The sequence below is a fragment of the Mesorhizobium opportunistum WSM2075 genome, from assembly GCF_000176035.2.
Classification (GTDB): Bacteria; Pseudomonadota; Alphaproteobacteria; order Rhizobiales; family Rhizobiaceae; genus Mesorhizobium; species Mesorhizobium opportunistum.
The window spans coordinates 3,837,582-3,854,353 of sequence record NC_015675.1 but is presented as its reverse complement, the minus strand read 5'-3'; the positions used below and the strand labels follow the sequence as shown (position 1 = coordinate 3,854,353).

The window sequence follows — 16,772 nt, the reverse complement described above, 5'->3', positions numbered from 1 at the left end:
CTCACCAGATCCTGTCTGCGTCGGCGACGCGCACGAAGATCATGTTCGAGCCGCACCAGGAATGCAGCGTGAAGCCCTTGGCATGCATCAGCGCGTCGAGTTCGTGGCTGGTGTCGCCGCTGCCATTGTCGGCCTCGACGATGACGACACGCGGCGGATTGTCGCCGAAGTCGGCATCCTGCAACACGTCGATGTCTAGGCCTTCGATGTCGATGGTGAGCAGGTCCGGCCAGATGCCTTTGCACCAGCAGTCGACGATCTGGTTGAGCGTCATCACCGGCATGTCGACGCTATGCACAATGCCCAGCGTTTTCGCGGTCGCCAGGTCGAAGGTGAAACGACCAGGGTCGGCGGCGACGTGATGGAACGGCAGCCGGCCGCAGATCGGCGCGACGCCGGAAAGGATGTTGGCATCTTCCGGCCGCGCCTTCACAAATTCCGCGAATAGAGTCTCGTTCGGCTCGACATTGATGCCGCGCGAACCACGCTCGTAGAGCAGCGCGGTGTTCGACAGCGTGAACGGATGATAGGCGCCGACGTCGAGATAGGACGGTTTTTCGATGCCGAGCCTATGGAAGATGTTCAGCACGGCGAGATCGTCGCCATGCTGCGCATAGGTGCGACCGCCGAACCATTGATCGCGGTGGCCGGTCATTTGGAGACTACCGCGCCGCGCGCGAGCAGATACGCAAACCAGCAGGGCCAGAATAGCGGCCACAGAAAGATGCACCACAAATCGAGCCAGTAGTCGCCGGAAAAGCAATCACCAATTGTTTGCGGATTTGCCGCTCCGAGGCGCGCGAGCGCGCCGGATGAGAGCGAACAGCCAAGCATCCAACACCCGACCAGACCCATAATTCCAAAGATCATTTCCGCCCCTCGGCAATCGCGCTTTCGATCCAGTTGAACTTTTCGCCGATGACGCGGTGGTGGCCTTCGACATCGATCAGGCCCGCATGGCTGGAGCAATGCTGTTCGGCTGGCACGACATCCTCGAAGCCCGCGAAATACAGACAGGCCTCGAGCAGGCCTTGCGACCAGATCGCCTTGTGGCCGTGGGCGAAGATGATGGCATGCATGGCGCCGCGCATATCGGCAGACGGTCCCCATTTGCGCGTGAAGTCGAAATACGCCTGGTCGCCGCGCAGGCGGATGTTTTCCAGGCTCGGGACACAGATGCGGATGACGCCGCCTGGCTTCAGCACCCGCCGGCATTCGGCGAAGAATTTCAGGGCCTGGGTGTAGTCGACGTGCTCGACGACATGCTCGGCATAGATGAAATCGGCATGGTTTTCGGGGAACGGCAGCGGCCTGGTGATGTCGATCTCGGCGTCGAAATTCTGCCAGCCGTCCAGCTTATTGGTGCCGCAGCCGAAGTTGAGCTTGACCAGCGGCACATCAGGCGCGGCCGGGGTTTCGGCCTCGACCGGCTCCGGCGGCATGGCGAATTCAACGAAAGCGTCCAGCGCTTCCGGCGCGCAATGCGTGATCCAGTCGAGGCCGGCCGCGTTTTCCGCTGTGATCTGCCCCCTGTCGCCGCGCTCGGCCTTGAGCGGCAGCATGCGCAGGTCTTCGCCGATCAGGTCGAAGATGACCTTTTCCGGCGTCGGGCTCCTGGTGCGGTTCCACCAGTCGTAGCGCTCGATGAACTTCGTCTGCCACAGATAGTCGACGCTGAAGAACATCAGGCCGGTCTCGACCCAGCCGTGTTCATTCCGCTTCGTGCCCGCGACCGGGACTGATGCAGCGGGAACGCCACCTGCCATCATCTTGCGGATGATCGGCAGCACCGGCTTGGAAAACAGGCTGTCGCCTTCGATGTGGACAACGTAATCGTATTGGCCGTCGATCGCCATCTCCAGGCCCTTGCAGAAGGCCCTGCCCCAGCCGTCCTTCCCGCCGCGCGCGAGGTGGCCGATGTTGTCGGGAAACGAATAGATCTGGCAGCCGGGCATCGTGTCGTCGGGCTTCGGCGAACCATCCTCGCACCACCATTCCGGTGATGCGCTGTCGACCAGCAACAAATGAGCGCCGGGGTTGAGATCCTCGTGCAGCGCCTGCCATTGTTCGGCGAGCTTTGCCTTGTCCGGCGTGTCGACATAGGTCGTGCCGAACACAAGGATGCGCGGTGTCGCGCCGTGCTCGATTGCGAAGGTCTCGACCAGCGGCACAGCCTTGGCCAGGTCGATGGTCTTGTCGCATTTGTGGTGGCGGTCGAAACACTCGCACGGCTTGACCGGTTCGATCGGCAGCGTCGGCGCCAGGTGCGCGCCGCAGACGTTGGTGAAGCGGTAGCTTTCATTGCCGCCATAGACGCAGATGTTCGGTGTCCCCACCGCCTGCGCCATGATCGGCGTGAACCCGGCATTGCCAAAGACAAGCGCAGCCTCGGCGAACAGCCCGGCCAGCGTCTCGAAATCGGCCTCGCCGCGGTGCAGTTTCAGGTCGGCATCCTGTTCCTCGCCGACGATCTCCTCGCCCTTTTGCGTCAGGTCGCAGACCGAGACGGTGAAGAACCGATCCTTGATCGAGCGATAGAGCGCCGCATAGGCTTCAGGATCCGGCGAGCGCGATGGGCATGGCCAAGTCGCATTGATGACGATCGGCCGATAGATCATCCACGGCTTCGCCATGGATGATTCCTTTGCTTCCCTGTTCGCGCCTTCGGCGTTCACCGCCTCTTGAACCAGCTTGCGCGCCCTGTCGCGCCACTCCGGCTTGACGGGAAGGCTGAAATCCGGCCGCTCGGGAACCTGCATCCCGACAGAACCGAACATGCCGTCGAGTAGTGTGCCGTGCCGCTTTGTCTGGGCATGGTCATAGCCGATCTTGATGTCGTGCGGCCTCAGCTTCGCCGGCGCCGCCTGCGCTCGCGACACGGGTTGCGCGGCGTTGCCGGCATCGCGGATGCGCGGCGGAAGGTTCGGCCGATCGACCATCGTGACCCGCAGCCCTTCGGCTTCCAGGTCATGGAACATCGACGTGTAATAGGTCTGGAGCTCGACGTCGTTCGTCTTCATCAGTTCGCGCACGACCGCGCGCTCATGGATGCAGTCCCCCATGCCGTACATGCTCATGACGACGAGCGAAGGCTTTAGGGGCAGGCGTTGCAGCATGGAAACCACATCTCCAAAAGACAGTTTCGGCCAGACGTCTATCGCGCTGTTCGGGTTGGCGTTGATGACCTCGACGCCAAGCTTTGCCAGCGACGGGGCGATCGCTTTGAATTCGGCGGCGTGCTTGTCGAAGCAGCCCTTCACCAGCGGCCATGGATAGGCCTCGTCGTGATGATGCCTGCGGCCTTGCACGATCTGCCCGTCGACGCCGAGCAGGACGATCCTCGCGGCGCCGAAATGCACCGCCAGATTGATGGCGCCGGTGACGCTGGTCGTCTGAAGCGCCAGCCGGTCAGGGCTTTCCGCAAGACCCTTGCCAGGCGCGATCTTCTTCAGGTTCCTGATGCGCTTGTCCGACCATTCACATGTGGTGACGATCAGCCCGGCGAAATCCGGATGGAACTTCGTCCACCATCGGCTGTCGGCGAAGAACAGCACATCGGCATGAGGGTATGTCCGCCAGGCCGAATTGATGGCGATGACATGGCTGCCCGCGAGAGCCGAGAGATCCTGGCCGAGGACCGACGCGCCGCCGGCCAGGATGAAGACGGTCTCGCCCCGCCACAGCGGCGGGACGGACCAGAGTTTCGCCGACATTGGATCAGGCGGTGCGCTTGCCCTGCATCAGGGTCTTCGGCCGTGTGCAGATCGACAGGATGTTCGACTGGCTGTCGAGGTTGACGCCCTTGCCGTTGTCCATCAGATATTGCTTGGCGTACATGCGCTGGCCGATGGTGTTGACGGTTTCCATATAGTCGCCCGGCGCGAAATAGGAGCGGAACAGGTTGGGCACGCCGACCGGGAAGAGATGGCACTTGTCGGTGTTGACGAAGGCGGTGGCGTCGACCTGGCCGCGATAGTTTTCCCATGTGATGCCGCCGAACTCGAAAATGCCAAACGACTGGCCGCCGGAGACATAGCCGCTGCGCAGCTGCGAGGCTTCCGCCTGGGCGAGATAAGAAGCGCGGACTTCCGGATGCGCGATCAAATCGTCGAAGAAGGCGTCGCCGCATTCGGCGCGCACGCTGGAAAACACCGTGCCCGCGAGATTGTTGGCAATGGTGCGGATGATGCCAGCGCATTTCTTGCGCAGCACGCCGGATGCCGGATTGGCGTTGGCCAGGTCGAAAGCGACCTCGGCTTCCTGCGACACGCCGAATTCGGTGAACAGGTTGAGCGTCGTCGAATCGGCATAGGTGACGATGCCCTTGATGGCGCCGATGCGGGCGTATTCGATGGTCGCTTCCATCGACTGCGTGTGCGTGGTCAGCCGCTCGCCGACCTTGCCCATCACCGTGTCGAGTTCGGTCATCGAGCCCCAGGCGCGGACGTTCTGAACTTCCTCGGCATAGACGGCGTCGTTGATCTCGAAATGCGGCACGAGGAACGGACGGGCGCTGCGCAGCGTCTTGTCGAGCGTGGTGCCAGGGCCGCCGCGCGCCGTCGGCGCGATCAGCTTGAGGACGCCGTCGCGCTCCTCGATGGCGACCGTCGTCGTGGTCACGCCGCTTTCCTGGAACAGGCCGAGCTGGCCGAGGCGGCCGGGCACGAACTTCAGCTTGTTGATGGAATCGGTGAGCGAGACGACGCTGAAGGCATCGTCATTGAAGATGTCGAGCATGGGCATGATGGTGTTCCTTCGGATCGCCGCTCTTCAAGCGGGCGGTTGTGGGGAAAGAATGCCCGCTGTCAGCGGACGATGATGTGCAGCGTGGCGAGGCCGGCGAGCGCGCCGGCATCGAGCAGGCCGTCGGTGGCCTCGGTCGAGGTCAGCATGTTGCCGTTGACCTCGGCCAGACGGGCGACATAGGCGACCAGGTCGCCGTCTTCGGCGGCGTTGATGGCAACGCCGACGACGGTGCCGGTGCCGTTGTAGGAGACCAGCGCGTTGGAGGTGATCTTGACGACCTCGCCGGCCTTCAGCGTGCCGCCGGCGGGAAGGCTTTCGCGCGAGATGTGGCCGTCGTCTTCCGAGATAATGAATTCAGCCGTGTGACGGGCTTCGTTGAGAGCGGTCATGGGGGAATTTCCTTTGATTGAGAGGAGCGCCGCCAGCGGCGCGGTTGAAGATCGGGCCGGCTATTTGAAGCGGGCGTTGATCTTGTCGATGGTCTTGTCCCAGGCGTTGCCGTCGCCGGCATTGCCGCCGGTGCTTTGCGGCTTGATCTCGCGGCCGGAGCCGTCGACCCTGCCGGCGAGCAGCGTGGCCACGACTTCGGCGTGCGGCTTGCCGTCCTTGATGAAGCCCGAGGCTTTCACCGACTGGCCGGCCAGATGGCAGGCGGCGGCGATGTTGGCATCGGCTTCGCGGGTCGCCGTGATCGCCAGGGTCACCGCCGCGGCAACCGCGTCGGCCTTGGCCTTCTCCGGATCATCCGGCAGGGTGCCTGCGAATGCTTCGAGGTCGGCGACGACCTTGCCGCCATCCTCGTGCAGCGCCTTTAGCCGCACTTCCTGTTCGGCGGTAATTTCTCCGTCCGCCTTTTCGATCGCGGAGTTGATAGCGTCTGATTCCGTCTTCAGCGCGCGCCTCTTGTCGAGCAGCGCCATAAGCACTTTCTTCATGTCTGCGGTCCTTTCCACAATTGTCCGGGATGCGATACGTTCGTGATGCCGTACCGCGCCCGGAGCGCCGACGGCCGAAACGGTCAGATGAACTGGCGCTGCGTCGCCGAGGCCGACATGCCGGAGCGCTTGCCGCCCTTGGCCAGCCTGGCGACGGTCTCTTCCAGCGTCGCGACACGGTCGACCATGCCGAGCTTCAGCGCTTCCTGGGCGAGCACCGCGCGGCCACCGCCGAAATTCTTGTCGCTGGATTCCGGGTCGGCCTTGACCACCGACACCGGCACCCCACGGCCCTTGGCGACATCGCCGGCGAACATGCCGTAGAAGGTGGTGACGTTGCCGAGCAGCGACGCAAGGCCAGCCTCGTCGAGCGGCTGGAACGGATTGCCCTCGACCTTGCGCGGGCCGGCCGAGATCATCGTCACCTTGACGCCCTCGGCCTCGAGCGCGGCCGACATGTCTTCATGCACGGTGTAGACGCCGATCGAGCCGACGGCGCCGGAGGGCGAAACGACGATCTCGTCTGCGGCGCTGGCGATCCAGTAGGCGGCCGACAGCGCGATGGTGTTGGCGACGGCGACAATCGGCCGGCCGTCGCGGCGGGCCGAGCGGATCATGGCGGCGGTTTCCGGGACCAGGTCGACGCGCCCCCCGGGCGAATCGATGTCGATGACGATCGCCGAGACGCCTGCATCGTTGGCGACCTGGCTGAAGGCGCGGCGGAAGTCGGTCATCAGCGCCGCCGGCTGCGACACGTCGACGACGGCTTCGGCGCGCGGCAGGATCGGCCCGACGATGCGCAGCACGGCGACGCTGCCGCGCTGGTCGAGCGACGCCGGCCGGTCGGCGGGCGCGGCGCGAAACGGCTCGCTGCGCGGGCCGTTCTGGTTGCGGAACAGTAGCATCGCCGCCAGCTGGTCGGCCTTGCGCGGATCGATGAACCAGGCGTCGCTGGCGAAGGCGCGCAGCACGCGGTCGATTTCATGCGCCATTTTGGGGTGCTCCTGGCGGCTGATCCGGGGGTGGCGGCGTGTCCGCATTGTTGGGCTTTTGCGGGGAGGCTGGCGCAAAAGCGCTTGGCATGCGGATCAGCTTCTGTTCGCGTTGCCGGTCGGCGGCGATGCGCTTGTCGTTTTCCTCGGGATCGACGCCCATCGCCTCGACGACGTCCGAGCGCGACTTGAAGCCGGCATCGACCGCCAGCTTTTCGGCCTGCAGATCCTTGAGCGGGTCGATCCAGTCCCATTTCGGCGGGATATACTTGGCCTTCTGGAACGACGGCTCGGAGCCGACATAGGCAGATGGTGCGATCGGCACCGCGCCGACCAGCACCGCGTCACCCAGCCAGCGCTGCCAGACCCGACGGCAGAGCTGGAAAATCAGCGAATGGTTCTGCGTGGCGCCGATCTCGCGGCGGAATTTCAACATGCCGGCGCGCTGCGAGCCGTAAGAGGCCTGGCGCAGATCGCCGGTCATGTCGGCATACGGCACGCCGGCGCCGGCCGAGACCTGTAGGTTGGCGCGATACTGATAGGCCTCGTAATTGCCGCCGACATCGGCCGGTTCGGAAATGGTGATCTCTTCGCCATCGGCCAGCGTCACCACCGAGCCCGGCTCGAAGGCCAACCCCTGGTCGACGCCGGCGGCCGCGGCTTCCGTCTCGCCGGTGGCCAGGACCGGGTCCGCATCTTCCGGAAGCGGCTTGGTGATGAAGGCGTTGAAGGCCGAGGCGAATGCCTTTCGCTCGGACTCGTTGTCGTCGTAATTGTCTAGCTTTGCCGCGCGCAGTATCGCCGAAAGCGTGTGCGGGATGCCCCTGACCTGGCCGGCCTCGAGCTGCCGGAAGACGTGCATCACCTCGGAAGCCGGCACGGTGGTGATCTCGCCGGTGAAGTTTATGTCGCCGGGCCGCTCGCGATAGAAGCGATAGCCGAGACGCTTGTTGATCGGGCTGAAGACGACGCCGTTGCGCACGATCAACCCGTTGGGGAGGTTGAGATTGTCGGCATGGTTGAGCATTTCCGACGGCAGCAATTGCAGTTGCAGAGGCACCGAAAGGCCGTCCTCCGGCAGGCGCGGCCGGAAGCGGACGAAGCATTCGCCGGCATCGAACATCTCGCCGCCGATGATCGACTGCTGGCCGTAGAAATCGGTCAGCCCGTCGGCGTCGCTCTCGTCCGTCCATTCCAGCCATGCCTGCATGATCAGGTCGCGCAGCGCGGGATCGGTGATCAGTGACGACGGCTTGATGCCGTCGCCGATCAGCGCCGCGATGTAGGAGCGCTTGGCGGACGAGATCTGCGGGTTGTTGCGGGCGAGATAGCGCGAGCGCGCCACCACGGTGCGGCCATAGGACCGCATCAGCATGTTGATGTCCTGCACCGCTGTCGGCAGCGCCTTCATGCGGCGACCGGACTGGCCGGCGTCGAAGGCCTGCATCTGCTGCGGCTTCATCAGCCGCGGCGTGCCGACCAGGCCTTCGGCGCCGACAGCGATGCGGTAGCGCGGCTTCTGCACGGCGTTCATCAAAGCCCCTTCGACGACTGATAGGCCCGGCGCAGGCGCGGCCGGCTGGTGCCGTTGGCGAGCGCGATCTGCTTTTCCAGCGCGTTTTCGGCTGCCTGCATGTCGGCGTCGGACTTGTAGTCGACGCGCTCGTCGCCGTGCCGGATCATCAGCACGCCGGAAGAACGGGCGCGGCGCAGCGTGTCCAGCATGGCCTGCAATTCGCTGGTCGCGATGCTCATTGCGTTCTCCGGATGGTTCTGACGATGCGACGCGTGGCGATCGGCGCAGGCGCGGCTGGCTTCGGTTTCGGCGGCGGAGGCGGAAGGTCCGGCAGGCCGGGCGCCATCAGATCCTCGAGATCGTACTGCTGTGCCGCCGGCGGCCGTTCGCGGTCGGCCTCGTATTTGTCCCAGGCCGCATCGGGCATAACGCGGATGCCGAGCTTTATTGCAGCGGCTTCCGCCTGCAGATGCGTGTCGAGGCCCTCATTCGCCTGCGCCGGATCCTTGACCCATTCATAGGCGATGAAGCCGGTCTTCAGCCGCTTGGCGCGCCTTGTCTCGGCGGTCAGCTGCTTGAAATACTCGTCGTCGAGGCCGCGCGGCAGGGCGATGTAGCCGCGCTCCAGCGGATCGTCCTTCACCAGGTTGCGGTAGAGGCCCATCTTCAGGACCGACGTCGCGAAATTGTAGAACCGCTTGGAGTAGGAGAGCAGCTTGCCGGAGCGGCTGCGTTCCTTCTTCACCCTGGCCAGCAGCGGCGCCGATTCCGAGCCGACGCCGCGCAGCATGATGACCTTCGAGGCCAGGTGCCGCTTTGCCCAGCCCCAGACGTCCTCGGTCCAGGCATTGCCGTCGATGCCCAGCATGTCGATGCCGATGCGGCGGCCATAGCCGTTGACGAACTCCTGCTTGACCAGCGCGTCGAGAAACGCCCAGCATTCCTTCGACGAGATGTGGCCGGGGAACACGCCATAGTCGACGACGGCGCGGCGATAGTCCCTGCCCCAGGCCACCACCTGGTATTCGATGCGGTCGCCCTGGCAGTCGACGCCGACGGTGACCAGCGGGAAGCCGACCGGGATCGTCTTGCGCGGATAGGGCGACTGTGCCGCCCGGTCGCGCAACGCTTCCCAGGGCGGCGCCTCGCCGAGCGTCTTGTAGGCGCGGCCGACGACGTCGTTGAAGAACGTCTGTTCCGAGGCCGGGTCGCCTCGGGCATTGATCCAAGAGCGGGCGATGCGCTCGAAGGATTGCAGCAGCGAATAGGCCGACCACAGGTGGAACGAGCGGTGGAAGCGCTTGGCCTTGGCGTTCTCGGCGCGCCAGGCCTCGATGCCCTGCTTTTCCAGTTCGCGAGCGGCGCGAAACATCGCCGGGCGGTGGTGCTCCTCGATGACACCGCCGCATTCGGGGCAGGAGAAATGCGAGTTTTCCGGCTTTTCCTCGTCGAGGTTGGCGAGGAAATTTTCCCATTCCAGCGTCTGCGGATGGCCGCAGTGCGGGCACGGCAACCAGAGCTTTTCCTGGCTCCCGTCCTCGAAATTCTTCGTAATGCGGCAGCCCGGGTCGACGAGCGGCGTCGACACCTTCAGGATTTTCGCGAACTCATGCGCCTGGCTGCGGCTGTCGGCCTGCGTCTCCGGGTCGCCTGCATTGTTCATTTCCCATTTGGCGAGGTCGTCCTGGACCTGCCGCTTCATCGTCACCTGGGAGAGTGACGCCGGCGAGTTGGCGCCGGAGATCTGGATGGCGCCCTTGCCGTCGATGCGCTCCTTGTAGAGCACCGAATCGGAGCCGTCGCGGGCCTTCATCGGGAACAGTCTGGCGAGCGCCGTAGTGCCCTTCAGCATCGGCACCAGCTTCATCTTCGACCAGCGCTGGGCGTTGTTCTCGGTCGGATGGACGTAGAGGAAGTCGCCGGGGTCCATGGCGAGCGAGCCGCCGGTGAAGATGTTGGCCAGCACCGTGCCGCCGAGCTGCGCCGACTTGTGGACGCTGACGACGCGGCAGGGATCGTCGGGCGACAGCGCCCGCAGGATCTCGTCGAAGTAGAAGAACAGGTCCCGGTTGTATGGGCCGGGCAGCGGGCTTTCGCGCTGCGTGAAGACGATGTTGTCTTCCGCCCAGCGCAGATAATCGACCGGCGGCGGCGGCGTCATCACCTCGGCCAGCACGTCGGCCGCGATGCGCTCGGCGTTGGCGACCTGGACGAAGTGGGCGGTCATTCAGGCCTGCGGCGGCCAGGTATGGCTCTTGCGCACCTTGGCCCAGGCGACGCTATCGGCCTTGACGGGATGACAGCCCTTGCGGACGTAGTGCGCCATCCAGGCCTCGGCGCGAGGGCGAAGGTTCACGAACTCGCTAGATCCGAAGCCAGGCATCAGGCTGCTGTCTCCTCAATGATCGTCTCGACGAATTCCGGCAGGCTGCCGGCGCGGCGGCGGGCACGTTCTGCGGCGCTCGCCTTCTTCTCGTTGCGGATCCGGCGCAACAGGTGCAGCACGTCGCGCTGCGGCATGTGGTATTCGGCAGCCACCGCGGTGGCGAAGTCGGTCAGCATGCCGGCGTTCTCGTCATCGATCGCCTGCGCCAGCTTGGTCATCTCGGCGCGTACCTGGCCGGCATCGATCAGGCGTCCGGAGCGCAGCGCCTCTTCCTGGGCGGCGATGCGGTTGCGGCGGCGCTCGGCCTCGAGCCGCTGCTGCTTGAGCTCGTCGTCAACGTTCGGTGTGCGCAGCGGTGCGTCGGCCGGTGGGCGAGACGGTTCCGGCTGATCGTCGGGCTCAAGCTCCAGCCGCGTCGAGATGCCGTTGCCCAGCGCCTGGCCGATGTCGCGCTTGGCGCGGATCTGCTCGACCGCCCTGGCAACGATCACCTTGGCGTTGCGGCCCTGCCCGTCCAGGGCGTCGGGACCGATCATGCCGGCCGCTATGTACTGGCTGACCCGCCCGGCGCTCACGCCAATGTGCGCCGCGAAGTCGCCCTTCGACAGGGTCTGCATGTTTAGCGCTCTTTAGGCTGCTGTTTAGGCGCCTCTTTAGGCTCCGAAAAACGCGTCAGACTGGACACATCCCGCGCTACGCCGTCCCGCATACGGTTTTGGGGGCGGGAGGACCCGTGGTTTGGTGCGGCGCGGCGTGGGCGGCGCTGCATTGCAGCGTCGCGTGGTGCGGTGCACCTGAAACGCAAAACCCCGCCTCGTTGCCGAAGCGGGGTTGCCAATCTGTTTATCCGTGACAAGACATCCTCCAAATCTCTGCACGCGTCAAGCGGGTGCCGCCGCCTTTTTGTTGAACAGCTTGAACCATTGGGGATAGCGCAGCTTCATGGCTGCATCGGCCTTGTCCTGCTGCGCCTTGAGCAGCACCGCATTGCCGACGAGATCGGGCAGCACGCGCGACGTGGGCATGGGTGTGAGCCATGGTGCCACGGGTATGGTGGTGGGCAGCATGGCCACGTCCTGCATCTTGTGCGCCACCGCCTCGAACACCATGGCCAAGGCCGACAGCCAGATCTCATGCTCGGCCCTGGCGATGATGGCGTTGACCGGATCGGGGTCGAGGTAGGGCTTGGTGTAGGCGCCAGGCAGCGCATCGCCGCGCTTGTCGACACCCTTGACCTCGATCATGCGCGCCACCGTCTCGTCGACACCGTCGACCTTCCTGCCCGTCAGCTGGTCCTGCGTGACCTGCAGATAGTAGCGCGGCTTGCCATTTCCGTGGCGCTCGATCTCCTGGCAGACATCGTCGAGCTGCATGCCATCCGCATCCCAGCCCATCACCGCACGCCGGATGATCAGCTCGGATGGCTTCAGCCGCAGTGTCACCCTACCCTGCCCGTCCTCATGGGTCATGCGCCGCCATGCATCGCTGACCGCCTTGGCGCCAAGACCAGCGAAGCGATCAAGCTCGGGCGCCGGGCGCCAGTCCTCGGGCAGGTCGAGCGCCAAGTCGTCGAGATCCATCACAGCAGCGCCGATCACCTGCGCATCCTCGCACGGCCAGCTGTCCGCCGAGAAGTCCGGCACCGCACCGAAGGCGTTGACGCCGAAAGCATCGACCAGCGACAGCAGTTCGGCGAAACGCCCGGTGCTGTCCCATCCGCCAGCCATCGCCATCGGCTTGTCCTGCCGTCTCGGCACCTTAGGCAACTCGTCGCGCCATGCCCATGCGATGACATCCTCGACCGGCCCGCTGCGCTTTCCCGCCGCATTTCGGCTCAACGGGCGGTTTCTGCTGGTGACAAAGCCCAGATCAGCACCATCTGCACCCATTTTCATTATCTGCACCCTTTCCTCAAGTGGCTAAACTCTTGCTTTCGCAAGCAAAACAACAATAGAAAAACGCGATGGTGCAGATGGTGAGGGTAATCTGAGATAACGCATATGACAGGCAGAACAGCCGCCCTATCCCCTTGCCGAGACATCACATGCGTACCCGGAAATAACCGGCACCATCGGCACCATCTGCACAACCGATTGATTTCCCTATCCCTTTCACGGTGCCGGTGCGGCGACATGGCGGACGGATCGGCACCACCGGCACCGCAGAGGGTGCAGACAGACGCGATGCCAAGCCTCGCAGCGCGAAGCCTGACCAAGGGGAGAAGGGAAAAGCGTTCACCGGATCTTGCCCTCGCGCGCCAAGCGTTCGATCAGATCGATGCGCATGCCGATCCAGCGCATGAACGGGATCGCCATGGAATTGCCGTAAGCCTTGTACTGCGGCCCATCAGGGCACTTCTCCGCAGGCCTGCCCTTCCACGGGATGCGGCAGCGATCGTCGTCGAAGCCCTGCAGGCGAGCGCATTCGTGCGGCATCAGGCGGCGAACAGCAGCGCCTGCTATGGCCGGCGGGTGCGCTTGCGCCGATAGCGCATGCATCGGATCACCATCCTGCGGGTTGCTGCCATTTTTCGGGCTGGTCATTTGCGTGGTGTCGAACGGTATCGCGACGGCACCGACACCGATGCCTGCGCGACCGCCACTCGGCGTCAGAACCGCATTGGCGGTTCCGTCCTGGCGATATTCGAGATCGTGTCCATCACCCCGGCCGCGCACCGCAAGCGTGTAAGGCTCTTCTGCGATGGCAGGCTGCATCGTTGTTTTGAGTGGAGGGGAAAGGCCCTCCATCGTAGGCATTGACTGCGATTCCGACGCATACCAGTCGAAGGCCAGCGGAATACCCCGGCCGGTGCCGTCTTCGCTTGCATCGAAACCCTCGCCGCGCAGCGTGTGCGCCACGTAGGTTTCCTTGCTGTCGTCGTGGCTGGAATTGCCCTTTGCGAGCAACGGCAGCGCGACGAGGTTCTGCACCTCGTCACCGGCCGGGCCGCCTGTCCCTTTCGACCACTTGGCCGAGACGGTGCCGGCTACGAGGTTTTCGGTAGTATCGGCGTCGTTACGGTAGCCGCTGCCATCTGGAGAGCCTGCCGTAATTGGGGCGGCAATTCCTTGCCCCGCTTTTCGGCGCGGCGCAGGATGCCCCTGCATGCCTTCGGGCTCAAGAAGTACCGCCGCGGCACGTCGCCAGTCTCCAAGATATCCGACAACGACGACACGTCGCCGTCGCTGGGGGACGGCACGAGCGTAGCCGTCCACTCGGATATATTGAGCGTCAAGCACGCGCCACGCGATCCCGTAGGATGCAGCGCTTCCCGCAACGATGCCGGCACCTCGCCAGCCGCCGACGGGCACGCCGACGACCCGTCCGGTGAGGAAGCCCAGAAAGTCAAGCAAAGTCTCGTCCACCGGCGCTGGAGAAGACGCCGGGCACATTTTCCCAGACGACCCAGCGGGCGCCAAGGCGCTTAGCCAGGCGGACATACTCAAGGGCAAGGTTGCCGCGCGGATCATCCAGGCCGAGACGCTTTCCGGCGACGGAGAAGGATTGGCAGGGCGTCCCGCCGACGAGAAGGTCGACAGGTCCAGCGTCGCCTGGGATGGATGTGAAATCGCCATAGTTCGGCACTCCGTTCTTGGAAAGCGGTTCGCCCGGCAGATTCGAGCCGTAGTGATGCGCAAGCACGGCGGACGGGAACGCCTCGATCTCGGAAAAGAATTTCGGCCGCCAGCCAAGCGGCTCCCATGCCACCGAAGCCGCCTCGATGCCGGAACAGACCGAGCCATAGGTCAGCATGAAGACCTCTTGAAACTTAGGGCCAATGGTCCTATATAAGCGAGATCGAAAAGGAGATTGCCATGGACGTTGTCGCCCGCCTCGAAGCCCTCGCCGCCGCACCGAAGGTTTGGCGCTGCATATCGATCTTCAGCGACGGCAAGGTCCGCACCCATGACCAGCCGACGAAGGCAATGGCCGAGGGACACGCAACGCGCCAGCGCCGTTTCCTCGACAAGGTGGTTGCCACGGTCGACGGCAAGAACATCACGCTCGACATTGTCGAGGTTCAGTACATCGGCAACGATTGGGCGGTGGCGGCCGAGCATCTCGGTTGCACGGTCGCCGAACTGAAAGCCTACGCTTGACCCCATCCGAGCTCGAAACGCGCGCCAAGGCGCTCTATGGCGATGACTGGCAGTCGCCATTGGCGCGGCGCGTGCGCGTCGACGCGCGCACCATGCGAAGATGGAAAGCGGGCGAGCGGCAGATACCGGAATGGCTTGAAGCCTTCCTTGATCTGCTGGCGAAATATCCTGACGACCGCTGATCACCGCCCATCCTCCCCATAGCCGCCATGCCCCGGATCGCCGCCACCCTGGCTTTGCCATTCCGGCCGAATGCCGATGCCGCGATAGAAGGTTTCGCCGTGCGAGCGCTGGCGCTGGAACTGCCTCATCTGCCCGTCTGGCCCCTCAAAACTGCGCTCAGCCGACTTGGCGAAGCGCTTTTCGAAGGTCGAGCGGTTGAAGGCGAACACGCCTTCCGAAGCCGCGAATTTCTCGAAGGCGTGATAGAGGTCGATCGGCTTTTCCTTGTCGTCGGGATTGCCGGTGACATGGCAGGCCATGCGGATGAAGGTGCCGATGGCGTCGCTTTCCTGGCGGTATTCGTTCGACGCCGCGCGCACGCCCTCGGGGATCTCCAGCCCGTGGTTGAGATAGTCGACGGCGCCCTCGACCATCCAGGCGAACACCGCACCGGCCTCTGCCCTTAGCTTCCTGGGCAGTGCCCGGTCGGTGTCGCCTTCGGCGATCTGCACCGTCCACGGCACCAAGAGCAGGCGGCGCCAGATGCCGTCGGAATCATCATCGATGCGCGGCTTGTGGTTGCCCGACAGCACGATCTTGAAATGCGGGTCGACCTCGAAGAAATCCTTGTGCAGGCGCCGCACCGGGATTTTTTCGCCGCCGGTCAGCGTCTTGATCAGCGCGTCCTTGAGCTTGACGCCGGCTTCCGGTTCCGAAGCCGCAACCAGCCGCGCGCCAGGCAGCCGGGCGAGATCCGGCGTCGCCTCGCCACCGCCGCGCTTGTTGTCGCCGGAAAAGCTGTCGATCGACAGCGTCACCGCATAGTCGCCCATGATAAAGCAGAGCAGGTCGACGAAGGTCGACTTGCCGTTCCGGCCGGCGCCATAGAAGAACAGCATCACCTGCTCGATCGTCAGCCCGGTCAGGAGATAGCCGCAGAAGCGTTTCAAGAAGGCGCGGATCGCCGGGTCCGGCTGCACCTTGATCAGGAACTTCTTGAACTCGGGCATGGCTTTCTCCCCCCTTGAGGGGGAGATGGCCGGCAGGCCAGAGGGGGTCGGTTCGACTGGGTGAGGGCCAGATGGCGCCAGCGCTTCATGTCTGGCGACCCCCTCTGTCGGCTTTGCCGACATCTCCCCCTCAAGGGGGGAGAACCATTCGGCCTCGACCATCTTGGTGATGAAATCGCCCTGCCGGTGCTCGCGCAGCCGCGCGGTCCAGACGAAGCGAGGATCCTCCGGGTCGCTTTCCTGATCCTCGACCTGGACGAAGTCGATCGTGCCGGCGCGGCAGTTGACGCTGTAGCGGTCGGTGTTGAGATCCCCGACCTTGCGCGCCATGTAGGGCTGGCCCTCGGCGAGCAGATTGTTGAGTTTTGACGATCCCGCCGTCGACTTGGCGTGGCGGCGGCGCGAACCGATGCGGGCGCCGAGCTGCTCGGCGACGCGTTTTGCGGCCTCGACCGCCATCTCGTAACCGCGCTTGCGGGCGAGTGCCGCGATGTCGGGCAGGCGCTTGCCCTTGTCGGCTTCCATGCGCGCCAGCGCGTCGAGCGCCACCTCGCCGGCAGCCATCGTCGCCTGCTCGTCGTCGCTCGGATCGATGGCGCCGGCTTCCTTGCGGATCGCCTCGGCGGTGCGATGCGCCAGGCGCCGGATCAGCGAGCCGTCCTCGTCTTCCTTCCAGCGCTTGCCGTCGAACACATGCCAGCCGATATGCGCCACGCAGATGGCGATGTGGCTCGCCGCACCCGCATGCTCGCTGGCGAGATCGCCGAAGCGACGGCGCAACCTGCGGCCGTTGCCGATGTCGGTTTCCGGCTCGGCCGCGCAGGCGGCGAGCAGAAGCCGTTCGGGCGAAGGCTCGTCGCCTTCTGGCGGCGGCGCGTCATCGTCCGGCAAATCCGGTGAAAAGTCGTCGTCGTCTTCATGCATG

17 protein-coding genes are annotated in these 16,772 nt (G+C 64.6%); 2 read left to right on the top strand and 15 right to left on the bottom strand.

Annotation, left to right across the window (positions count from 1 at the left end):
• Position 1: 1 nt before the first annotated feature.
• The 14 genes from MESOP_RS18570 to MESOP_RS36580 form a co-directional block, all read right to left on the bottom strand.
• Complete coding sequence (locus MESOP_RS18570) at positions 2-655, bottom strand: FkbM family methyltransferase (RefSeq protein WP_013894877.1); 654 nt, start codon at positions 653-655, stop codon at positions 2-4.
• A 211-nt stretch (positions 656-866) separates the two neighbouring features.
• The gene (locus MESOP_RS33025; RefSeq protein ID WP_013894875.1) at positions 867-3,713 is read right to left on the bottom strand and encodes a methyltransferase domain-containing protein; all 2,847 of its coding nucleotides are present in this window, start codon (positions 3,711-3,713) and stop codon (positions 867-869) included.
• Positions 3,714-3,717: 4 nt separating this feature from the next.
• Entirely contained in the window at positions 3,718-4,743 is a 1,026-nt protein-coding gene (locus tag MESOP_RS18555) for a major capsid protein (RefSeq protein ID WP_013894874.1), read from the bottom strand.
• A gap of 62 nt (positions 4,744-4,805) precedes the next feature.
• Complete coding sequence (locus tag MESOP_RS18550; protein ID WP_013894873.1) at positions 4,806-5,135, bottom strand: head decoration protein; 330 nt, start codon at positions 5,133-5,135, stop codon at positions 4,806-4,808.
• A 60-nt stretch (positions 5,136-5,195) separates the two neighbouring features.
• The gene (locus MESOP_RS18545; RefSeq protein ID WP_013894872.1) at positions 5,196-5,681 is read right to left on the bottom strand and encodes a hypothetical protein; all 486 of its coding nucleotides are present in this window, start codon (positions 5,679-5,681) and stop codon (positions 5,196-5,198) included.
• An 83-nt stretch (positions 5,682-5,764) separates the two neighbouring features.
• The gene (locus MESOP_RS18540; protein WP_013894871.1) at positions 5,765-6,673 is read right to left on the bottom strand and encodes a S49 family peptidase; all 909 of its coding nucleotides are present in this window, start codon (positions 6,671-6,673) and stop codon (positions 5,765-5,767) included.
• Complete coding sequence (locus MESOP_RS18535) at positions 6,663-8,207, bottom strand: phage portal protein (protein ID WP_013894870.1); 1,545 nt, start codon at positions 8,205-8,207, stop codon at positions 6,663-6,665. The genes MESOP_RS18540 and MESOP_RS18535 overlap by 11 nt, the downstream gene beginning before the upstream one ends.
• The gene (locus tag MESOP_RS18530; RefSeq protein ID WP_013894869.1) at positions 8,207-8,428 is read right to left on the bottom strand and encodes a phage head-tail joining protein; all 222 of its coding nucleotides are present in this window, start codon (positions 8,426-8,428) and stop codon (positions 8,207-8,209) included. The genes MESOP_RS18535 and MESOP_RS18530 overlap by 1 nt, the downstream gene beginning before the upstream one ends.
• Positions 8,425-10,416 (bottom strand): phage terminase large subunit family protein, encoded by a 1,992-nt coding sequence (locus tag MESOP_RS18525; protein ID WP_013894868.1) that lies wholly within the window; start codon positions 10,414-10,416, stop codon positions 8,425-8,427. Before MESOP_RS18525 ends, MESOP_RS18530 begins: the two co-directional genes overlap by 4 nt.
• Positions 10,417-10,545 carry a hypothetical protein gene (locus tag MESOP_RS36585; protein ID WP_280739546.1) on the bottom strand — a complete coding sequence of 43 codons (129 nt, stop codon included), beginning with the start codon at positions 10,543-10,545 and terminating at the stop codon, positions 10,417-10,419.
• Between the two features lie 26 nt (positions 10,546-10,571).
• Positions 10,572-11,192 (bottom strand): hypothetical protein, encoded by a 621-nt coding sequence (locus tag MESOP_RS18520; protein WP_013894866.1) that lies wholly within the window; start codon positions 11,190-11,192, stop codon positions 10,572-10,574.
• A 264-nt stretch (positions 11,193-11,456) separates the two neighbouring features.
• Positions 11,457-12,470, bottom strand: a complete 1,014-nt coding sequence (locus tag MESOP_RS18515) for a hypothetical protein (RefSeq protein ID WP_013894865.1) — start codon at positions 12,468-12,470, stop codon at positions 11,457-11,459.
• Positions 12,471-12,809: 339 nt separating this feature from the next.
• Positions 12,810-13,928, bottom strand: a complete 1,119-nt coding sequence (locus tag MESOP_RS33805; RefSeq protein ID WP_210160824.1) for a DNA cytosine methyltransferase — start codon at positions 13,926-13,928, stop codon at positions 12,810-12,812.
• On the bottom strand, positions 13,921-14,328 hold the full coding sequence (locus MESOP_RS36580; RefSeq protein ID WP_049802376.1) for a DNA cytosine methyltransferase: 408 nt from the start codon (positions 14,326-14,328) through the stop codon (positions 13,921-13,923). The genes MESOP_RS33805 and MESOP_RS36580 overlap by 8 nt, the downstream gene beginning before the upstream one ends.
• Before the next feature lie 62 nt (positions 14,329-14,390).
• On the opposite strand from MESOP_RS36580, the gene MESOP_RS18505 reads away from it, so the two are divergent.
• Both MESOP_RS18505 and MESOP_RS18500 read left to right on the top strand, forming a co-directional pair.
• Positions 14,391-14,675: a hypothetical protein gene (locus MESOP_RS18505; protein ID WP_013894864.1), complete on the top strand. Its 285-nt coding sequence runs from the start codon at positions 14,391-14,393 to the stop codon at positions 14,673-14,675.
• The gene (locus MESOP_RS18500; protein ID WP_049802375.1) at positions 14,672-14,857 is read left to right on the top strand and encodes a hypothetical protein; all 186 of its coding nucleotides are present in this window, start codon (positions 14,672-14,674) and stop codon (positions 14,855-14,857) included. The genes MESOP_RS18505 and MESOP_RS18500 overlap by 4 nt, the downstream gene beginning before the upstream one ends.
• Here MESOP_RS18500 and MESOP_RS33005 read toward each other — a convergent pair whose 3' ends face one another.
• Positions 14,858-16,771, bottom strand: a complete 1,914-nt coding sequence (locus MESOP_RS33005) for a phage/plasmid primase, P4 family (protein WP_013894863.1) — start codon at positions 16,769-16,771, stop codon at positions 14,858-14,860.
• Between the last annotated feature and the right edge of the window lies 1 nt (position 16,772).

Coding starts and splice junctions, on each gene's coding strand:
- MESOP_RS18570 (WP_013894877.1), bottom strand. CDS start 655: ATGACCGGCCACCGCGATCAATGGTTCGGCGGTCGCACCTATGCGCAG.
- MESOP_RS33025 (WP_013894875.1), bottom strand. CDS start 3,713: ATGTCGGCGAAACTCTGGTCCGTCCCGCCGCTGTGGCGGGGCGAGACC.
- MESOP_RS18555 (WP_013894874.1), bottom strand. CDS start 4,743: ATGCCCATGCTCGACATCTTCAATGACGATGCCTTCAGCGTCGTCTCG.
- MESOP_RS18550 (WP_013894873.1), bottom strand. CDS start 5,135: ATGACCGCTCTCAACGAAGCCCGTCACACGGCTGAATTCATTATCTCG.
- MESOP_RS18545 (WP_013894872.1), bottom strand. CDS start 5,681: ATGAAGAAAGTGCTTATGGCGCTGCTCGACAAGAGGCGCGCGCTGAAG.
- MESOP_RS18540 (WP_013894871.1), bottom strand. CDS start 6,673: ATGGCGCATGAAATCGACCGCGTGCTGCGCGCCTTCGCCAGCGACGCC.
- MESOP_RS18535 (WP_013894870.1), bottom strand. CDS start 8,207: ATGAACGCCGTGCAGAAGCCGCGCTACCGCATCGCTGTCGGCGCCGAA.
- MESOP_RS18530 (WP_013894869.1), bottom strand. CDS start 8,428: ATGAGCATCGCGACCAGCGAATTGCAGGCCATGCTGGACACGCTGCGC.
- MESOP_RS18525 (WP_013894868.1), bottom strand. CDS start 10,416: ATGACCGCCCACTTCGTCCAGGTCGCCAACGCCGAGCGCATCGCGGCC.
- MESOP_RS18520 (WP_013894866.1), bottom strand. CDS start 11,192: ATGCAGACCCTGTCGAAGGGCGACTTCGCGGCGCACATTGGCGTGAGC.
- MESOP_RS18515 (WP_013894865.1), bottom strand. CDS start 12,470: ATGAAAATGGGTGCAGATGGTGCTGATCTGGGCTTTGTCACCAGCAGA.
- MESOP_RS36580 (WP_049802376.1), bottom strand. CDS start 14,328: ATGCTGACCTATGGCTCGGTCTGTTCCGGCATCGAGGCGGCTTCGGTG.
- MESOP_RS18505 (WP_013894864.1), top strand. CDS start 14,391: ATGGACGTTGTCGCCCGCCTCGAAGCCCTCGCCGCCGCACCGAAGGTT.
- MESOP_RS33005 (WP_013894863.1), bottom strand. CDS start 16,771: ATGCATGAAGACGACGACGACTTTTCACCGGATTTGCCGGACGATGAC.